At 68.9% G+C, this 17,811-nt stretch carries 13 protein-coding genes and 2 pseudogenes; 9 read left to right on the top strand and 6 right to left on the bottom strand.

Annotated elements, in window-relative coordinates; genetic code table 11:
- The 5 genes from ACPYOG_RS14465 to ACPYOG_RS14445 all read left to right on the top strand — a co-directional run.
- On the top strand, positions 1 to 1,559 hold a 1,559-nt coding region (locus ACPYOG_RS14465; protein ID WP_481294882.1), incomplete at its 5' end, for an ABC transporter substrate-binding protein.
- Between the two features lie 22 nt (positions 1,560 to 1,581).
- On the top strand, positions 1,582 to 3,006 hold the full coding sequence (locus tag ACPYOG_RS14460; RefSeq protein WP_481294881.1) for an amidase: 1,425 nt from the start codon (positions 1,582 to 1,584) through the stop codon (positions 3,004 to 3,006).
- On the top strand, positions 3,006 to 4,025 hold the full coding sequence (locus ACPYOG_RS14455; RefSeq protein ID WP_481294880.1) for an ABC transporter permease: 1,020 nt from the start codon (positions 3,006 to 3,008) through the stop codon (positions 4,023 to 4,025). The genes ACPYOG_RS14460 and ACPYOG_RS14455 overlap by 1 nt, the downstream gene beginning before the upstream one ends.
- Entirely contained in the window at positions 4,018 to 5,703 is a 1,686-nt protein-coding gene (locus tag ACPYOG_RS14450) for a dipeptide/oligopeptide/nickel ABC transporter permease/ATP-binding protein (RefSeq protein WP_481294879.1), read from the top strand. Before ACPYOG_RS14455 ends, ACPYOG_RS14450 begins: the two co-directional genes overlap by 8 nt.
- On the top strand, positions 5,696 to 6,541 hold the full coding sequence (locus ACPYOG_RS14445; protein WP_481294878.1) for an ABC transporter ATP-binding protein: 846 nt from the start codon (positions 5,696 to 5,698) through the stop codon (positions 6,539 to 6,541). Before ACPYOG_RS14450 ends, ACPYOG_RS14445 begins: the two co-directional genes overlap by 8 nt.
- Positions 6,542 to 6,560: 19 nt before the next feature.
- On the opposite strand, the gene ACPYOG_RS14440 is transcribed toward ACPYOG_RS14445, so the two are convergent.
- From ACPYOG_RS14440 to ACPYOG_RS14425, 4 genes are read right to left on the bottom strand one after another with little or no spacing between them, the layout of a single operon-like run.
- Positions 6,561 to 8,102: an acyl-CoA synthetase gene (locus tag ACPYOG_RS14440; protein ID WP_481294877.1), complete on the bottom strand. Its 1,542-nt coding sequence runs from the start codon at positions 8,100 to 8,102 to the stop codon at positions 6,561 to 6,563.
- Positions 8,103 to 8,138: 36 nt separating this feature from the next.
- Positions 8,139 to 8,591, bottom strand: a complete 453-nt coding sequence (locus ACPYOG_RS14435; RefSeq protein ID WP_481294876.1) for a MaoC family dehydratase — start codon at positions 8,589 to 8,591, stop codon at positions 8,139 to 8,141.
- Between the two features lie 30 nt (positions 8,592 to 8,621).
- On the bottom strand, positions 8,622 to 9,506 hold the full coding sequence (locus ACPYOG_RS14430; RefSeq protein ID WP_481294875.1) for an amidohydrolase family protein: 885 nt from the start codon (positions 9,504 to 9,506) through the stop codon (positions 8,622 to 8,624).
- A gap of 7 nt (positions 9,507 to 9,513) precedes the next feature.
- On the bottom strand, positions 9,514 to 10,446 hold the full coding sequence (locus ACPYOG_RS14425) for an SDR family NAD(P)-dependent oxidoreductase (protein WP_481294874.1): 933 nt from the start codon (positions 10,444 to 10,446) through the stop codon (positions 9,514 to 9,516).
- A gap of 100 nt (positions 10,447 to 10,546) precedes the next feature.
- Here ACPYOG_RS14425 and ACPYOG_RS14420 point away from each other — a divergent pair, with 100 nt between their 5' ends.
- Positions 10,547 to 11,005 (top strand): MarR family winged helix-turn-helix transcriptional regulator, encoded by a 459-nt coding sequence (locus ACPYOG_RS14420; RefSeq protein ID WP_481294873.1) that lies wholly within the window; start codon positions 10,547 to 10,549, stop codon positions 11,003 to 11,005.
- 44 nt (positions 11,006 to 11,049) lie between these two features.
- Here ACPYOG_RS14420 and ACPYOG_RS14415 read toward each other — a convergent pair whose 3' ends face one another.
- Both ACPYOG_RS14415 and ACPYOG_RS14410 read right to left on the bottom strand, forming a co-directional pair.
- Positions 11,050 to 11,868: an N-acyl homoserine lactonase family protein gene (locus tag ACPYOG_RS14415; protein ID WP_481294872.1), complete on the bottom strand. Its 819-nt coding sequence runs from the start codon at positions 11,866 to 11,868 to the stop codon at positions 11,050 to 11,052.
- Between the two features lie 123 nt (positions 11,869 to 11,991).
- Entirely contained in the window at positions 11,992 to 12,642 is a 651-nt protein-coding gene (locus ACPYOG_RS14410) for a TetR/AcrR family transcriptional regulator C-terminal domain-containing protein (RefSeq protein ID WP_481294871.1), read from the bottom strand.
- 80 nt (positions 12,643 to 12,722) lie between these two features.
- On the opposite strand from ACPYOG_RS14410, the pseudogene ACPYOG_RS14405 reads away from it, so the two are divergent.
- The 3 genes and pseudogenes from ACPYOG_RS14405 to ACPYOG_RS14395 all read left to right on the top strand — a co-directional run.
- Positions 12,723 to 14,396: pseudogene (locus tag ACPYOG_RS14405) on the top strand (amidase); the annotation flags it as partial.
- A gap of 374 nt (positions 14,397 to 14,770) precedes the next feature.
- A complete protein-coding gene (locus ACPYOG_RS14400) occupies positions 14,771 to 17,635 on the top strand; it encodes an aminotransferase (RefSeq protein ID WP_481294870.1) in 2,865 nt (954 codons plus the stop codon).
- Between the two features lie 32 nt (positions 17,636 to 17,667).
- Positions 17,668 to 17,811, top strand: a pseudogene (locus tag ACPYOG_RS14395) (agmatine deiminase family protein); the annotation flags it as partial.

The raw sequence follows: 17,811 nt of genomic DNA, 5'->3' as shown, positions 1-17,811 counted from the left end.
CAATGAAGAAGAGACACGGCCTAGCGGCCGCGGCAGTCGGCATCACCATCGCCCTGGCGGCGGCCGGCTGCACCACGACGAGCACCTCGGCCTCGTCTACAACGGACACCATCCGGACCACCATCGACATCCCTGCGACGTTCGATCCGTCGCTGACCACGTCGCTGCCGGACTTCCTTCTCGCCCGGACGTCGTACGACACACTGGTGCGGCGCGACAAGGGGGGTCTGGTCCCGGGCCTCGCGACGAAGTGGACGTCCACGCCGACGAAGGCCACCTTCACCATCCGGTCGGGAGCCACCTGTTCGGACGGCACGAAGATCACCCCGACCGTCGTCAAGAACTCGCTCGAGTACTTCGCTCGACCGAACAGCGGTTCGACGCAAGTCGCCTACACCTTCGGTCCGGGCAACACTCCTACGGTCACCGCCGACGACTCCGCAGGCACGGTGACCGTCCAGCTCACGAACCCGTGGCCCTACCTGGTCGACGCCATGTCCGTCGCAAGCAGCGGCATCGTCTGCCCCGCCGGTCTGGCCGACCCGACCGGGCTCGGCAAGGGGACGGTGAAGGGCAGCGAGTCCGGGCCCTACACGCTGAAGTCCTTCGAGCCGGGCGTCCGCTACGAGTACAGCCTGCGGCCCGACTACAAGAGCTGGCCGGATTGGTCCACCAAGATCTCGGGCAAGCCGGCGAAGGACCTCGTGTACACCGTCTCGCCCGACTCCACCGCCACAGCGAATCTCATCCTGGGCGGCCAGCTCGACATCGGGAAGATCCAGGCCACGACGATGGACCGCTTCCAGGGCCAGGCGGGCTACGCGGTCACCGTGAACCACTTCTCCGACAGCTACCTCGTGTTCAACGAGCGCAGCGGCGGCCCGTTCACCGACGAAGCCACACGTAAGGGCGTCATGGAGGCCATCGACCGCGCGATGTTCGGGAAGGTGACCTCGCAGAAGACCGGCGCAGTGCTCACCTCGCTCGCCGCACCGGACACGACCTGCGTGCCGGGTTCGCACATCGACATCCCCGAGCAGGATGTCGCCGCGGCGAAGACCGCGCTGACGGGCAAGACGATCCGTCTGGTCGCTCCGACGATCGTCGGTCCCGCCGGCGCCGGCAACGAGTACGCTGCCGAGGCGCTGCGCGCAGCGGGCGCCACCGTCCAGCTCACGAACACGGACGTCGGCACCTGGATCACCACCGTCGCGACCAAGCCCGGCGACTGGGATCTCACCGTCTTCGCCGACCTCAACTTCATCGGATCCCTGGCCAGCCCTCTGCTCAACCTCACCGGGCCGACCCTGGACGCCGGCGGGACCAACTACGGCGCCGTGAACAACTCGAGCGCGGACCAGGCCTTCGCGAAGGCGAACGCCGAGGCCGACGCGTCGAAGCGCTGCACCGCCCTCGACGACGCCGTCCAGTCGCTCGTCAGCCGGTCCGACACCCTGCCGCTGCTCAACGATGCGTTCATCTACGCGTCTCGCCCGGGCTTCACCGTCCAAATGGTCGGCGGCGCCCTGGATGACCCCATCTTCCGCATCGCGAACTGACCCACCCGCCCGAGGAGACAACGTGATCCCGTCCTACATCTCAGCGACCGAGCTCGCTCGCACCATCCGAGCCGGGGAGGTCTCGGCCGTCGAGGTCGCCGAGCACTACCTCGGCCGGCTGGAAGCGGCCAACCCGGCCGTCAACGCCATCGTGTGGATCGACCAGGAGGATGTCCTGCGACGAGCGCGCGAATCCGACGAGCGACTCCGCCGCGGTGACGAGTCGCGGCCGTTCGAAGGCGTCCCGATGCCCATCAAGGACCTGGTGGGCGTGCAGGGGCAGCCGCTTACGTACTCGTCGCTCTCGGTGGCCGAGCGGCCGGCGGAGGCGAACGAGATCACGGTCGACCTGCTCGAGACCGCGGGCTTCGTCCTCTTCGGGCGTTCAAACAGCCCCGAGTTCGGTGCGCTGACGGCGACGGAGAACGCGCGCCACGGCAAGACTCGGAACCCCTGGGACCTCGACTACACGTCGGGCGGCTCGTCAGGCGGCGCATCGGCGGCGGTCGCGGCGGACATCGTCCCGATCGCGAACGCCTCCGACGGCGGCGGATCCATCCGCGTCCCGGCGGCGGCCACCGGGCTGGTCGGCCTCAAGCCGAGCCGGGGCCGCATCCCGAACGACATCCGGGCCTGGGAGCACTCGACCACCGAGGGGGCCATCACGCGGACCATCGAGGACACCGCCGGCGTCCTCGACGCGATCGCCCGGATCGACCCGCTCGGCTGGTACTCGGCCCCCGCGCCCGAGCGCCCCTACCTGGAGGAGATCCGCACCGCCGGTCCGCGCCTCCGGGTCGGCCTGCTGCTCGACGCGCCGACCGGGGTGGAGGTGGACCCGGAGAACAAGGAGGCGGCCGAGGTCGCCGCCCGCGCGCTCGAGTCCCTCGGTCACCGGGTGGAGCCGGTGCGGCCGTTCCTGTTCACCGAGCGGGCCCTCCGCGGCTTCGCCGACCTGATCATCAGCGCGTCGACCTGGGCGTCGCCGATCGAGGACCCGGACAAGCTCGAGCCGTACATCCGCTACCGCTACGACCGGGCCACGGCGTTCCACGCGGGCGAGTACGCCGAGCTGGCGGCACTCCTGCAGTGGGAGACCCGCCAGGTGGCGGCGCAGTGGGGACGTGACTTCGACGTGCTCCTGACGCCGACGACTGCCGTACCGACCCCGCGCGTCGGCTCCGTCTACGACGAGGCGAACACCGACCCGTCCGGGCCGCGCCTCACCGAGTTCCGCACCATCTCGTTCACGGCGTTCTGCAACATCGCGGGCCTCCCGGCGATCTCCCTCCCCGTGCACACGGGTGCGAATGGGATGCCGCTCGGCGCGCAGCTCGTCGGCGGCCCCTTCGACGAGGCCACCCTGCTGCGGGTCGGAGCGGAGCTCGAGACCGTCTTCGACTGGCAGCACCACCAGGCGCCATTCGTCGTGGCCGAGGCGCACTGATGTCCGGTGTCCCTCTCGCGGTCGTGGCCGACGCCGCAGGCGTCCGGCCGCGGCTGCGGCTCGCCCGCAGCACCTGGGCCGGCTTCGCCCTGCGGCGACTCGGCGGGCTGGTGCTGTCGCTCGGCCTGCTGGTCGTGATGACGTTCCTGATCGTGCCGCTGATCCCCGGCGATCCCGCCGCCGCGATCCTCGGCCCGAACGCGAACGCCGGCGCGCTCGCCGCCCTGCGGGAGCGGCTGCACCTGAACGAGCCGTTGCCTGTCCAGTTCTTGGACTACCTCCATGGGCTGTTCACCTTCGATCTGGGGCAGAGTTTCCGCTACAACACCCCGGTGACGACCACGATCGCGACCAAGCTCCCCTACACCGCCACGACCGCCCTGGGGGCGATCGTGCTCGTCGTCATCATCGCGATCCCGGTGGGCATGACGATCGGCGTCCTGACCCGGGGCGGGCGGCGGCCGTGGCTCGCCGTCGGGTTCGGGACGGTCGCCGGCTTCCTGGCGTCGTTCCCCGCCTACGTCGCCGGGACGCTGCTCGTGGTGGTGTTCGCGATCTGGCTGAAGGTCCTCCCGCCGGGAGGGGCGGCCTCGCAGAGCGCGTACATCCTGCCCATCATCGCGCTGGCTCTCGGCCCGACCTTCGCCGTCGCCCGGGTCGTGGTGCAGGAGACCTACGCCGTGCTCCAGCAGGACTACATGCGCACAGCCCGCGGGCATCGCCTCCGCGCGGCACAGCTGTACATCCGCCACGCGCTGCCGAACCTCCTGGCGAGCACGCTGACCCTGACCGGCCTGATTCTGGCGAGCCTCCTCGGGGGCGCGATCGTGATCGAGACGGTGTTCAACCTGCCCGGCCTCGGCCTCGAGGTCGTGCAGGCCATCATCTACCGGGACTTCCCCGTGATCCAGGGCATCGTGCTGACCGTCGGAGCCCTCGCCATCTTCATCAACCTGCTCATCGACATCGTCCTCGGGCTGATAGACCCGCGCACACTGGGAGGACCCGCGCATGTCTGAACGCAGAACCCGCCGCCGCCTCCCGGTCGCCCTCATCGCGGGGATCGCGATGCTGGCCGCGCTCATCCTGATCGCCATCCTCGCTTCGCCGCTGCTGGGCCACGCCGCCACGACGGTAACCTCCGACACACGCGCTGCTCCCTCGCCGCAGCACTGGCTCGGGACCGACGACCTCGGCCGCGACGTGTTCGCCCGCACCCTCGTGGCGACCCGGCTGACGTTGCTGATGTCGGCGGCCGCAACCGTGGGCTCGGTCCTGTTCGGCGTGCTGATCGGCGGCCTGGTGTGGGTGGGGAGCCGGACCCTCCGCGAGTGGGTGCTCCGCATCATCGACTCGACGGTCGCGTTCCCCTCCCTTATCCTCGCGCTGGTGATCGCCGCGGTCCTCGGGGCGGGGACCGTGCCGGCGATCATCGCGATCGCCATCGCGGGCGTCCCGAGCTTCGCCCGCATCACCTCGAACATGACCGCCGGCGTGGCCTCGCGGGACTTCGTGGGCACGGCCCGGCTCCTGGGTGTGCCGCGGTTCAGCCTGTTCAGCAGGCACCTCCTCCCCAACATCTCCGGACCCCTGCTGGTGGTCGTCGCGTCCAGCTTCGCGCTAACGCTGCTCGACATCTCGAGCCTGTCGTTCGTGGGACTGGGCGTGCAGAGTCCCGAGTTCGACTGGGGCCGTCTGCTGAATGAGGGCCTCCCCGCGATCTACTCGCAGCCGATGCAAGTCGTCGGCCCTTCGGTGATGCTCGTGTTCGCGGGCGTGGCCGCCATGCTGACCGGCGACGGCCTCGCCGTCTGGCTCGACCCGCGGAGCGGCCGCCGTCCGGCGGCCCGCGTCGCGCGGACCACCGGACGCGGCGTCTCGACCGCGCCCGGCGCCCTCGTGGAGGTGCGCGACCTCACGGTGCGCGCGCCGAGCGGGAAGACCCTTGTCGACGGCGTCTCATTCGAGATCGGCCGCGGCGAGATCCTGGGCCTGGTGGGCGAGTCGGGTTCGGGCAAGTCGATGACGGCGATGGCCCTCGCCCGCCTCCAGGCCGACGGAGTGGCCGTGGATGCGGGAGTCCTGCGGCTCGGCGAACTCGACCTGCTGACCACCCGTCAGCGCGGCCGGCTCGCGCGCGAGATCGGCCTGGTCTACCAGGACCCCGGCTCGACCTTCAATCCGGCTCTCCGGATGGGCGCGCAGCTCGCCGAGGTCGCCCGCGTGCACCTCGGGTTCTCGCGCCGAAAGTCGCGGGAGACGCTGCTCGGCGGACTGACCGCGATGCGCATCCGTGACCCGCAGACCGTCATGGGCCAGCATCCCTTCCAGCTCTCCGGCGGCATGCTGCAGCGCGCCACGATCGCCTCCTCCCTGGTGACCGACCCGAAGCTGCTCATCGCCGACGAGCCGACCACGGCCCTCGACGTCACGGTGCAGGCGGAGGTGCTGCGCGCGCTGCGCCGGCTCAACCGCGACCAGGGCACCGCCGTCCTCTTCATCTCGCACGACATCGGCGTGGTGGAGGCGCTCTGCGACCGGGTGCTGGTGATGCGCGACGGTGAGATCGTGGAGCGGCTGACCGCCGAGGACCTCCGCCGCCGGGACGTGCAGCACCCCTACACGCGCGCGCTCCTCGCCGCCACTCCCATGCTCACGACCACACCCCGACCCCTGAAGGAGAGCGACCGTGTCTGACGCGCCGCTGCTGAGCACCACCGGACTCGACGTCGACCTGGGCCACGGATTCGGCACCGCCCGGGTACTGTCCGGGATCGACGTCGCCGTGCAGCGCGGGAGCGCCGTCGGCGTCGTCGGGGAGTCCGGGTCAGGGAAGTCCACACTCGCCAAGACGATCGTGGGGATCCACCGCCCGGCAGCGGGTTCGATCGTCTTCGACGGGACGGAGCTGACCGGCGCCTCGCGGCGCTCGCTCCAGGCGCTGCGCCGGCGGCTGCAGTACATCCCGCAGGACCCGTTCTCGTCGCTGGACCCCCGCCGCACGATCGGCCAGACGCTCGCCGAGGCGATCGACCCGGTCTTCGCCCGGCTTCGGCAGCACCGCGCCCGGATCGACGAGGCGCTGGAAGCGGTCGCCCTCGGCGCCGACGCGGTGGACCGCTACCCGCACGAGTTCTCGGGCGGCCAGCGGCAGCGGATCGCGATCGCCCGCGCGCTGGTCGTGAATCCGGAAGTGATCATCGCCGACGAGATCACGTCCGCACTGGACGTCTCGACGCAGGCGGAGATCCTGAAGCTCCTGGCGCGACTGCGCCGCGAGCTCGGCCTCACGATGCTGTTCATCTCGCACAACCTGGCGGTCGTGGAGGAGCTGTGCGACCAGGTGGTCGTCCTGCTGCACGGCGAGGTCGTCGAACGGGGCGCGACCGCGGACCTGTTCGCGGACCCGCGCGAGCCGTACACGCGGAAGCTCCTCGAATCCGTTCCCGGCGGTCCCGCCTTCGACATCACGGCGCCCCTGGTCACCGCGGCGGTCAGCGCTGTCGCCGTGCGCGAGGCCCGCGCTCGGAGGTAGCCCGCAGCCTCGATCCGGCTCAGGGCACGCTCTTCTGCCCGCTCTCGGCGGCGAAGCGCGCACGCAGCTCGGCCTTGCGCACCTTGCCGGTCGCGGTCCGCGGGAGCGACTCCACGACGATCACGCGCTTGGGGTGCTTGTACCGCGCGAGCCGTCCATCGAGATGCGCACGCACGTCGTCCAGCTCGATGCTCGCGCCCGCGCTCAGCGTGACCACGGCCCAGGGCACCTCCCCCCATCGTTCGTCCGGGACGCCGATCACTGCCGCGCCCGTGACGCCCTCGAGGTCGTTGAGGAGGTCCTCCACCTCCGCCGGGTAGATGTTCTCGCCGCCGGAGATGATCATGTCCTTCAGCCGGTCCGAGATGAAGAGGTATCCGTCGTCGTCGAACGAGCCGAGATCACCGGACCGGAACCAGCCGTCCTCGGTGAACGCGGCCGCGGTCGCGTCGGGAAGGCCGTGGTAGCCGGCGAACACATTGGGGCCGCTGACCTGGATCTCTCCGATGGCGTTCGGGCCCACGGGGGTGCCGCGCTCATCCGCGACGCGGACATCGGTGAAGAAATGCGCGACGCCGACGCTCCCCTGCTTCGTGCGCGTCATGCGAGGGTCGAGGGCGGTCGCACCCGGGCTCGTCTCGGTCATGCCGTAGCCCTGGGAGAAGTGCAGGCCGCGCTTCTCGTAGGCGTTGAGGATACGGGTCGGGACCGGGGAGCCGCCGCAGGTCAGAGTGTGCAGGCTGGTGAGGTCCGTCGCGCCCCAGTCCGGATGGTCGGCGAGCAGCTGGAACGTGGTGGGCACGCCGCTCAGCATCGTGACGCGATGGCGCTCGATCAGCCCGAGCACCCGCCCGGGGTCGAAGGAGCGCTCCAGCACGAGGGTGCCGCCCTTCAGCAGCACCGGCAGGGCGCCCATCCCGAGCGACGCCACGTGGAACAGCGGCGAGATCATGAGGGCGACCTCGGAGGAGGCCACGTCGTAGTCGACCAGCGTGTTGATGGCGACCCAGGTGAGGTTGGCGTGCGTGAGCACGGCGCCCTTCGCCTTGCCGGTCGTTCCGGAGGTGTAGACGATCGCCGCCGGGGCGTCCGGGGCGATGTCGAGTTCGTGCACCTCGGGGTCGATGAGCCGGACGAGGACGGCGAGCCCGGGGTCGTCGATCTCGCCGGCATCGGTCACCAGCGTCGGCGGGGCGGCTTCGCCGAGGAGCTCGATGCGCTCGGCGAACTCCGGCTCGTGGATGAGCAGCACAGCGCCGGAGTCGTGCAGCACATGGGCGATCTCTGGCGGAGCGAGCCGCGTATTCACCGGGACGAACACGGCCCCGATGCGCACGGCGCCGAAGAGCACCTGCAGGAATTCCGGGCAGTTCTCGCCGAGGAACGCCACGCGATCGCCGGCACCGATCCCGCGGTGCCGCAGCAGCGTCGCGACCCGGTCGACGGAGTCCGCCAGCCCGGCGTACGTGATGGACCGACCGGGACCGAACACGATGGCGTCCTTGGCGGGCGACTTCAATCGTCGCTTGTCCATCCAGGATGCGAGTCCGTTGATGTTCATCGACCTCTCCTCTGAGGAACGAACGGCGGTGACGCGCTACGCGTAGAAGCGGTACAGACCCCGCGCGACCACGGCCGGCTTCGCGCCGCCCTCGATCTGGATCGTCTGGTCGACGACGAACTGGTAGCCGCCCGGGATCTCGGTCACCTCGGCGATGACGGCGTTCATACGCACGAGTGCGCCGACCTTCACCGGCGAGATGAAGCGGACCTTGTCCAAACCATAGTTGACCTTGGTGGTCACGCCCTCCAGCTCGAACAGCTCCGTCCAGAACTTGGTGGCGAGGGAGAGCGAGAGGAAGCCGTGCGCGATCGCGCCGCCGAACGGCCCGTCCGCTGCGCGCTCGGGGTCGACATGAATCCACTGGTGGTCGTCGACCGCGACGGCGAAGAGGTTCACGCGGTCCTGCGTCACCTCGAGCCAGTCGCTCCAGCCCAGGTCGGTGCCGGCGAGGGCGGGGGCTTCGGCGTAGGAGGCGGTGGTCGTCATCGATGTGCCTTTCGTGAGGTGCGTGCCGGGTCAGGCGAGGCCGAGGAGCCGCGCGGCGTTGGCCTTGAGGATGCCGGGGAGGACCTCCGGCCTGAAGAGGGTGGCTCCCTCGGCGTCCCGGCGCCAGCGGTCCGGCGCCAGGAGCGGGAAGTCGGAGCCGAACAGGACGCGGTCCTTGAGCAGGGTGTTGGCGTAGCGCACGAGCTCGGCCGGGAAGTACTTCGGGCTCCAGCCGGAGAGGTCGATCCAGGTGTTGTGCTTGTGCGTGGCGACCGCGAGCGCCTCGTCCTGCCACGGCACCGAGGGATGCGCCATGACGATCTGGAGCGCCGGGAAGTCGGCGGCCACACCGTCGAGCAGCATCGGGTTCGAGAAGCCGAGCCGCAGCCCGCGCCCGCCCGGCAGCCCCGCGCCGATACCGGTCTGCCCGGTGTGGAAGAGCGCCACGACGCCGGCCTCCTGCAGCACAGCATAGAGCGGGTAGTAGCGCTCGTCCGAGGGATCGAAGCCCTGGACAGTCGGGTGGAACTTGAAGCCGCGCACCCCGCTCTCGTCGAGCAGTCGCCGGATGCGGTCCTCCGCGTCCGGCCGACGCGGGTCGACCGACCCGAACGGGACGAGCACGTCGTTGTTCCGGGCGGCCCCCTCGGCGATCTCGGCGCTCGACAGCGCGGGATGCCCGAGCTCGGTGAGCGCATCGACACTGAAGACCACGGCGGCCGTGCTGCGCTCACGGTAGTACGCAGCCACCGAGTCCAGGTCGGGACGCGGGGTGCCCGCGCGGAAGTACCGGGAGGCGGCTTCAGCGAGGTCCTCCGGGAGGGACGCGTGACCGTGATCGTCCACCTCGATGTGGACGTGGACATCGATCGCCTCGAGGACGTCGAGGTCGATAGCGGGTTCGTAGCGGGTCATGGATGGCTCAGGCGGTAGGACGCGGACGCTGCAACTCGTCGGGCAGCGGCGGGAACGTCTCACCCACCGTCTGCTGGTGGGCCCCGATGAGCTCGGGGAACGTCGCCGCGAGGTCGGCGGCGCTCCACCCTCCGCCGTGATACTCGGTGACCACCGGCTCCGGATGCGACCAGAGCTGAATGCGGTCCCCGCCGATGCCGATCGCCTGTCCGCTCACACCGGCGGCGTCGTCGGACGCCAGGTAGGCGATCAGGCCGGCGACGTCCTGCGACGCCCCGAAGCCGAGGTCGTGGCGGAAGAACGCGGGCATCGGCTCGCCGTTCGCCTCGGCCTCGACCGCGGCGGCGAAGTAGGGAACGGTCGCGGTCATCGCGGTGGCCGCGACGGGGATGACCGCGTTCGTCGTGATGCCGGCCTTCCTCAGCTCCAGCGCCCAGGTGCGGACCATGCCGACGATCCCCGCCTTGGCCGCCGCGTAGTTGGTCTGGCCGAAGTTGCCGCGCTGCCCCGTCGGCGACCCGATGCAGATGATGCGGCCGGGCACATCGTTCTCGCGCATGTACCGGGCGGCCTCCCGGACGCACGTGAAGGTGCCCCGCAGGTGCACGTCGATGACGAGGTCGAAGTCCTGGTCGCTCATCTTCCAGAGCACCGTGTCGCGCAGCACGCCGGCGTTCGTGACGAGGATGTCGAGGCGGCCGAAACGCTCGATCGCCGTGCGCACGAGTTCCTCGGCGGTCTCCGTGGGCCCGACGGGGGCGACGACCGCCGCCGCCTTACCGCCGAGCCGCTCGATGCTCGCCACCGCGTCGGCCGCGGTCTGCTCGTCGACGTCGTTGATCACGACGGCGGCTCCCTGGCGGGCCAGCTCCTGGGCGTAGGCGAGGCCGAGGCCGCGGCCGGATCCGGTGACGATGGCGACTTTGCCGTCGAGGCTCATTGCTGGCTCCATTCGTTGAGCGGTCATGAACATAGCAACACACAATAATTGAGTTTGTCAATAAGTTAATCCGTCCATGAATTCACCTATCCTGGAGGGCATGGCCGATTTCACGGACACCACGCTCGCCGACGACCTGAGCTTCCTGCTGGCGCGTGCGAGCGCCCTGTCGGTCTCCGCCGCGAACACCGCGCTGGCGCCCCTCGGCCTGCGAGCCCGCTCCTACTCGGTGCTCACCCTCGTCGCCGAGGGCGCTACCCCGACCCAGCGCGAGCTGGCCGACTTCCTCCGCCTGGATCCGAGCCAGGTGGTCGCGATCGTCGACGATCTGGAACAGCGCCGGCTGGTTGAGCGCGCCCCCGACCCTGCGGACCGGCGCGCCAAGATCGTCGTCTGCACGCCGGAGGGGGCGGCCGTCCAGTCGAGGGCCGCCGAGGCCGCCCGCGAGGCCGAGCGGGCCACCCATTCGACGCTCGCCGACGACGACCGGCCACAGGTCCTCGAACTGCTGCGGGGGCTCGCCTTCCCTGCGGAGCGCGACGCGGTGCCCCGGCGCTGATCCCTCCGAGCGGGTCGCCTCACACCCGCTCGAACACCGAGCGATCAGGCGAAGCCCTTTGCCGTGGAGAGCGCCGGCCACGTGTCGGGGCAGTGCCCAGCGACGAGGAGGGCTCCTTCATCCGCTGCCAGTGCGACCAGACGATCGTGCGACTGGCGGACGAGCGGCGCGTCCGCCGTCCGTGCGTACGTTCCGACGACCCGGTCGCTTTCGATGCCCCTTTGGAGGTCGATGGCGTCCATTGCAAAAATCCATGTCCCCGTCTCCGCCATCCTTACACGGTATGACATGTGTCCCGGCGTATGCCCGGGCGTCGAGAGAGCATCGATTCCGGGAGCGATGACGCCGTCGCCATCGAGTATGCGCCATCTGATCGCCGGATTCTCGTAGTCCTCCCGAAGGTACGCGTCATGTCGAGTCGCCGTGGTCATCGCAAAGTCCAGCTCCCGACGCTGGATACAGACCTCGACACCCGCGTCGGCCAGGTGCCGCAGACCGCCGGAGTGGTCGAAATGCAGGTGCGATACCGCGGCGAGGGCGAGGTCGGCCGGTGCGAGTCCGTGGGCGGCGAGCGCGTCGATGAGAGGATCGCCATCCGTGAGGAATTCCGGCAGACCGGCCGGAGCGTAGAGCTCACGGTCAGGTTCCGGGCCACGGAATCGCCGCGCGTCCGTGCCGGTGTCCAGAAGCACCCACCCGATCGCGGTGCGAACGAGGATCGCGCACACGGGCTCGAGCAGGATTCGATCGCTGCCGCCGTCTAGCGAGATCGATTCCGGGATCTGATCCCACGCCAACGTCAGGCAGATGAGGCGCTCGCAGGCGGGGGCCGCGAGCGGAGACTCCGTGCGGACCTGATTCATGACGACCCTTCCGTGGACACGCTTCGCTGATTCAGCGGTTGTCGCGTAAACATACACCGATTGTTTTAAGGGTGCGACAATGACGTGGAAGTCTGCGCGCCGCTCAGCCGAGCGGATGCGGCGTCAGCGAGGCGTGGCGGAAGCGATCAGCATGTCGAGACCCAACTCGAAGGCGCGCGTGGCGACAGGGTCGGCGGGGTCCTCATCGGCGAGTGTCTCGAACGCTGCAGCGAAGCGGGGAAACGATTGCTCCTGCCCAGTCGGGTCAAAGACGACGGTGGGGCCGGACATGTCGAGAACACTGCCCAGGATGAACGACTCGAATGCCGTGAGGAGCGGCAAGACATCACGAGGGGACCACCCGGCCGCCTCGGCCGCGACGACGAAGTCTTCGTACTCGGCCAGCAAGACCGGCGCCGATATCCGCTCGGTCATGAGCAGTGGCACGGCACGCGCGTGTCTGACGAACGCTTGTCGGTAGGACCTGGCCCACGCCCTGAGCGCATCCTCCCAGGGAAGTTCACGCAACGGTCTCGAGTCGATATTCGCCGACACCAGGGCTCGCAGATCTTCGACCATCGCAGCTCGATTCGGCACGTGGTTGTACAGCGAAGCGGGGTTCACTCCCAGACGGGCAGCGACACGACGGATACTCGCGCCTTCCGGCCCGTGACGATCGACGAGGGCGAGCGCGGTGCGCGCAATGAGCTCTCGGCTCAGAAGCGGCTTGGACGGTCTGCCTATGAGATGCCTCCCAATGATCTCCTCGAGCATACGCACCCGCTCCGTGCAGCGGCGGGCGCGTCTCAAAGAAATTCTGGCGTCCATAAAACAATCAGTGTATGTTTACGCCCATGTTCTCGGAAGCCTTCAGCGTCGTAGAGGCCGGCATCGACCGCCTTCGCGCCGCGCTCGACGCAGGAGAGGTGACCAGTGTTGAACTGGTCGCGCGCTATCTCAATCGGATCGGGGCATACGACCGCGGTCGCATCCGCTTGAACGCAGTACCAGTGCTCAACCCTGCGGTGTTCGACGAAGCCCGTGACTCCGACCTCCGCCGTGCGGGCGGGAACTGCCGGGGTCCTCTTGACGGCATTCCCTTCACTGCCAAAGACAGTTATCGCGTCACCGGTCTGACCGTAGCCGCCGGCTCACCCGCATTCGCCGAACTCGTCGCGGGAGATGACGCGTTCGCCGTGGCACGACTTCGCGAGGCGGGCGCAGTCCTTCTCGGGCTGACGAACATGCCTCCGATGGCCGCCGGCGGCATGCAGCGGGGAGTGTACGGGCGGGCAGAATCACCGTACAACGGCGATTACCTCTCTTCAGCGTTCGGGTCAGGGTCTTCCAACGGCTCCGGGTCAGCGACCGCGGCGAGCTTCGCGGCCTTCGGTCTGGGCGAGGAAACCTGGTCGTCCGGCCGTGCCCCGGCTTCGCACAACGCTCTCGTGGCCTATACGCCCTCACGCGGGGTGATCTCAGTGCGAGGCAATTGGCCGCTCGTGCCGACGATGGACGTCGTGGTTCCGCACACCCGCACGATGGACGACCTGTGCCACGTTCTGGACGCAGTCGTCACAGATGACCCTGAGAGCGGGGGCGATCTGTGGCGTACCCAACCGTGGATCACGTTGCCGCGCCCGTCGGAAATACGCCCTGCATCCTTCGCCGACCTCGGGAAGCTGCCGCTCCAGGGCCTCCGCCTGGCCGTCCCTCGCATCTACATCAACGGAGACCCTGACAACGCTTCGCCGATCGTCACCCGGGACAGCGTGATCCGACTGTGGGACAGCCTTCGTGCGGACCTCGAGGCCGCGGGGGCAGAGGTGGTCGAGACGGACTTCCCGGTCGTGGATCGATACGAGAAGCTGCATCCTGCAGACCACGACTTCCTCGATCGCGGGTTCGTCACCCGCCGGTTCCTCGACGACGAGGTCGGCGACCTCTCGGTGTGGGCGATGGACACCTTCCTGCGTCAGAACGGCGATCCCACGCTGAACCGCCTCGCCGATGCCGACGCGGCGAAGATCTTCCCGCAGCCCTCCGGCGCGCTCCCGGACCGGTACGGCATCTGGCACTACGACATCTCCTACGACATCGGCGAGTACGTCGAGCGGGCACGTGAATGGGACCCCGACTGGCGCGACATCGAGAGCCTCGAAGCGGGCCTCCGAGGCCTTGAACACACTCGCCGTACTGACTTCGAAGACTGGCTCGACGACCGGGACTTCGATGCCGTCATCTTCCCCACGCAGTCCGATGTCGCGCCGGCAGACGCGGATGTGAACCCGGCTTCGGCCGACATAGCCTGGCGGAACGGCGTGTGGGTTTCGAACGGAAATCTCGTGCCCCGCCATCTCGGCATCCCGACCGTCGTGGTTCCGATGGGCACCATGGACGACATCGGGATGCCCGTGGGTCTCACGATCGCTGGTCGCGCCTACAGCGACACCCGCCTCGTGCAGCTGGGCTCGGCGATCGCCGGGCTCCGCGATCGTCGCACTGCGCCGACACGCACCCCCGCCCTCGACGACGAGACCGTGTTCGCCGAACCACGCCCGGCAGCGGACACGGCGCTGTGCATCAGCTTCGACACGGTGGCAGTGGAGCATCACGCCGAGCACACGGTTGTCCGCTTTTCCGCGACGATCGCCAGCGGCGAGACTGTCGAAATCGGCGCCTACGTCGACGGTGCTCGCGTAGACGGAACGTTCGACGGCGGCCGCTTCAGCGGGACCGCTCAGGTTCCGGCGGGCAGCTACCGCCAGTCGGTCAGCGAATGGATCGGCCCCTACGGCCCACTCGTCGTCATCGTCGCGCGGGATGCCACGGGCGGCACCGCCGGCGCCGTCGCCACAACTCCGCTTTCTCCTCTCTGAACGCCTCATCACCCGGGAAACCCATGTCCGAGCTCTTCGACTACTTCACGCAAGTGAGCCTGCCCACCCCCACTCTCTCTGAGAGCGAGGTGAAATCACTTTTCGCCAAGACGTTCGGCGTCGACGTCGACGTCGACGCACTGGGCAGTCAGCAGGATCAGAACTTCCGTGTCTTCCCCAGCGGCTCCGAACAGCCACTCGGTGTGCTCAAACTCAGCAACCCCGCCTTCAGCGAGGCCGAGATCGAGATGCAGGATTCGGCAGCGGCAGTCGTCGCCGACAGGAACCCCCAGCTGCGTATCCCGCGAATCGTCGAGGGGCCCACAGGGGCGATGTCGACGTGGTGGAACTCTTCGGAAGGACGCATCCACGCGCGCGTCATCGAGAACATCACCGGCAGGACGCTGATGGGTTCCGGCTACCTCTCGCCCGCCGTGGTGGAGGGCATGGGCGCGCTGGCGGGCGCGGTCAGTCTCGCGCTTGCCGGATTCAGTCACCCAGCAGGCTCTCGCATCCTGCAATGGGACCTCCGTCACGCCGGGCGCGTCATCGACACCCTTCTGCCCGATGAACCGGATCCGGAGGTGCGTAGGACCGTGCAGCACGCCGCCGAAGCGGCCCGGGCCGCTCTGGCACCCGTGCTGGGAGATCTGCCGATGCAGTTCGGCCATTTCGACGTGACCGACGACAACGTTCTCCGCGCAGGGGAAGCGTCAGTGCCTGACGCGGTGATCGACTTCGGTGACGTCTGCACATCCTGGCGGGTCGGCGAGCTCGCGGTCACCATCTCGTCAGTCTTGCACCACGACGGCGCTACTCCCGAGAGCACATTCCCTGCCATCCGCGCGTTCGACCGCGCGCGAAGACTCTCCGACGCCGAAATCGCCGCGCTGTGGCCTCTCGTCGTCTTGCGCGGTGCGGTGCTCGTCCTCAGCGGCCGGGCGCAGGTACGCCTGGACCACGACAATTCCTATGCCTTCGTTGCGTTGGACCGAGAGTTCCGTATCCTCGACCAGGCGGCCTCCATTCCCGTCGCTGTTCTCACCGCCGCCATTCGCGCTGCTCTCGGCCGAACCGCCGAGCCCGAGCGTGCATGGCTCGGTGCCACCATGCTGGGGCCGCTCTCGCCGCACGTGGAGCTCGACGCGTCAACGGAATCACCCCTCAACGACGAGGGTGCATGGCTTGCCGCGTCGACCTTGGACGCCGCAGCCCTCGCCGCCCTCGATGCCGGCGCGGCGATCGTCTCCGTCCCGGCGTGGCGGGCTCAACTCGCCGGAACGACCGACCCGTTGCCCTCCACTGCGGACACCATTCCGACCGGCGTGACGATGTGGCTCGCCGAACCGGTCCCGCTCGAGGCGGCCGGCGGCTCGGTCACGCAGACCGACGCGGGCCTGACGTGGGCATCAGGCGATGAGCTGCTGACGATCACGGGCATCACCGTCGCCTCCGGCATGCTCCCCTCACGGACCCGCTTGGTTGTTCAGCGTTCCTGGTCGGGCATGACGCCGCCGGCCCGCACCACCCCGGCACTCGCCGCGGCGTGGCGCCAGGTCGCGGGAGACCCGGGCGCTGCCATCGGTGTGCCCGCCGCGCCACCGGTCGAGGACGACGTTCTGGCCCGGAGGCACGAGGTTCTCGCCGAAGTGCAGGAGCACTACTACGATGCTCCGCCCCGCATCGAACGCGGCTGGCGCGAATACCTCGTCGACGTTCATGGTCGGGTCTACCTCGACATGGTCAACAACGTCGCCTCTGTCGGGCACTCCCACCCTCACGTCGTCGATGCCGCCGCCCGCCAGATGCACCTGCTCAACACCAATTCGCGCTTCCACTATCGCGCTATCGCCGACTACGCGGACCGCATCGCAGCCACTCTGCCCGACGGACTCGACACCGTGTTCTTCGTCAATTCCGGCTCCGAAGCGACCGACCTCTCCATCCGGCTCGCCATGGCCGCGACGGGCCGGCCCGACATCGTTGCCATGCGCGAGGCGTACCACGGCTGGACGTATGCCAGCGACGCCGTATCGACGTCGATCGCCGACAACCCGAACGCCCTCGCAACAAGACCCGCCTGGGTGCACACCGTCGACGCTGCAAACGGGTACCGCGGCCGCCACCGCAGGCGGGACGCGGAGAGGTACGCGCCCGAGGCCGTCGCGGTCATCGACGAGCTCGCGGCAGCCGGCCGTGCCCCGGCCGGCTTGATCTGCGAGACCTACTTCGGCAACGCCGGCGGCGTCGCCCTCCCCGATGGCTACCTCGCCGACGTGTACGCGGCGATCCGGCGTCACGGTGGTCTGACCATCGCCGACGAAGTGCAAGTGGGCTTCGGGCGTCTCGGCGATTGGTTCTGGGGCTTCCAGCAACAGGGCGTCGTGCCCGACATCGTCGCCGTGGCGAAATCCATCGGTGGCGGCCACCCTCTCGGTGCGGTGATCACGCGTCGTGAGATCGCAGATCGCTACCGTTCGCAGGGCTATTTCTTCTCATCCACCGGCGGCTCGCCGGTCTCGGCCGCCATCGGCATGGCGGTGCTCGATGTCATCCAGCAGGAGCAGCTTCAAGAGAACGCCCGGGTCGTCGGAGCACATCTGAAAAGACGCCTCGAACGGCTCGCACTCGATCACGACGTCATCGGCGCCGTCCACGGATCGGGTTTGTACCTGGGACTGGAATTCGTGCGCGACTGTGAAACGCTCGAGCCCGCTACCGCTGAGACCGCCGCGATCTGCGACCGACTGCTCGAGCTCGGCGTGATCATGCAGCCGACCGGCGACTACCAGAACGTCCTCAAGATCAAGCCCCCTCTCGTCGTGACGAGCGCGTCAGTCGACGTCTTCGTCGACACCCTCGACCGCGTGCTCCGAACCGGATTCTGAGCCAACCGATCCCGATCGAGAAGGAAGACACTATGTGGCGCATGCCCGCCGAAACCGCCCGCCACGAACGCACGTGGATGGCGTTCCCCCGCGAAGGCTTCACTTTGGGAGAAGGCGCGGAAGCTCGCGAGCAGGGATACCGAGCGTGGACGGACGTCGCTCACGCGGTCCTCCAG

This window comes from Leifsonia sp. HAY1-4F, assembly GCF_056755275.1.
This window is presented reverse-complemented; position numbering and strand designations above follow the sequence as displayed.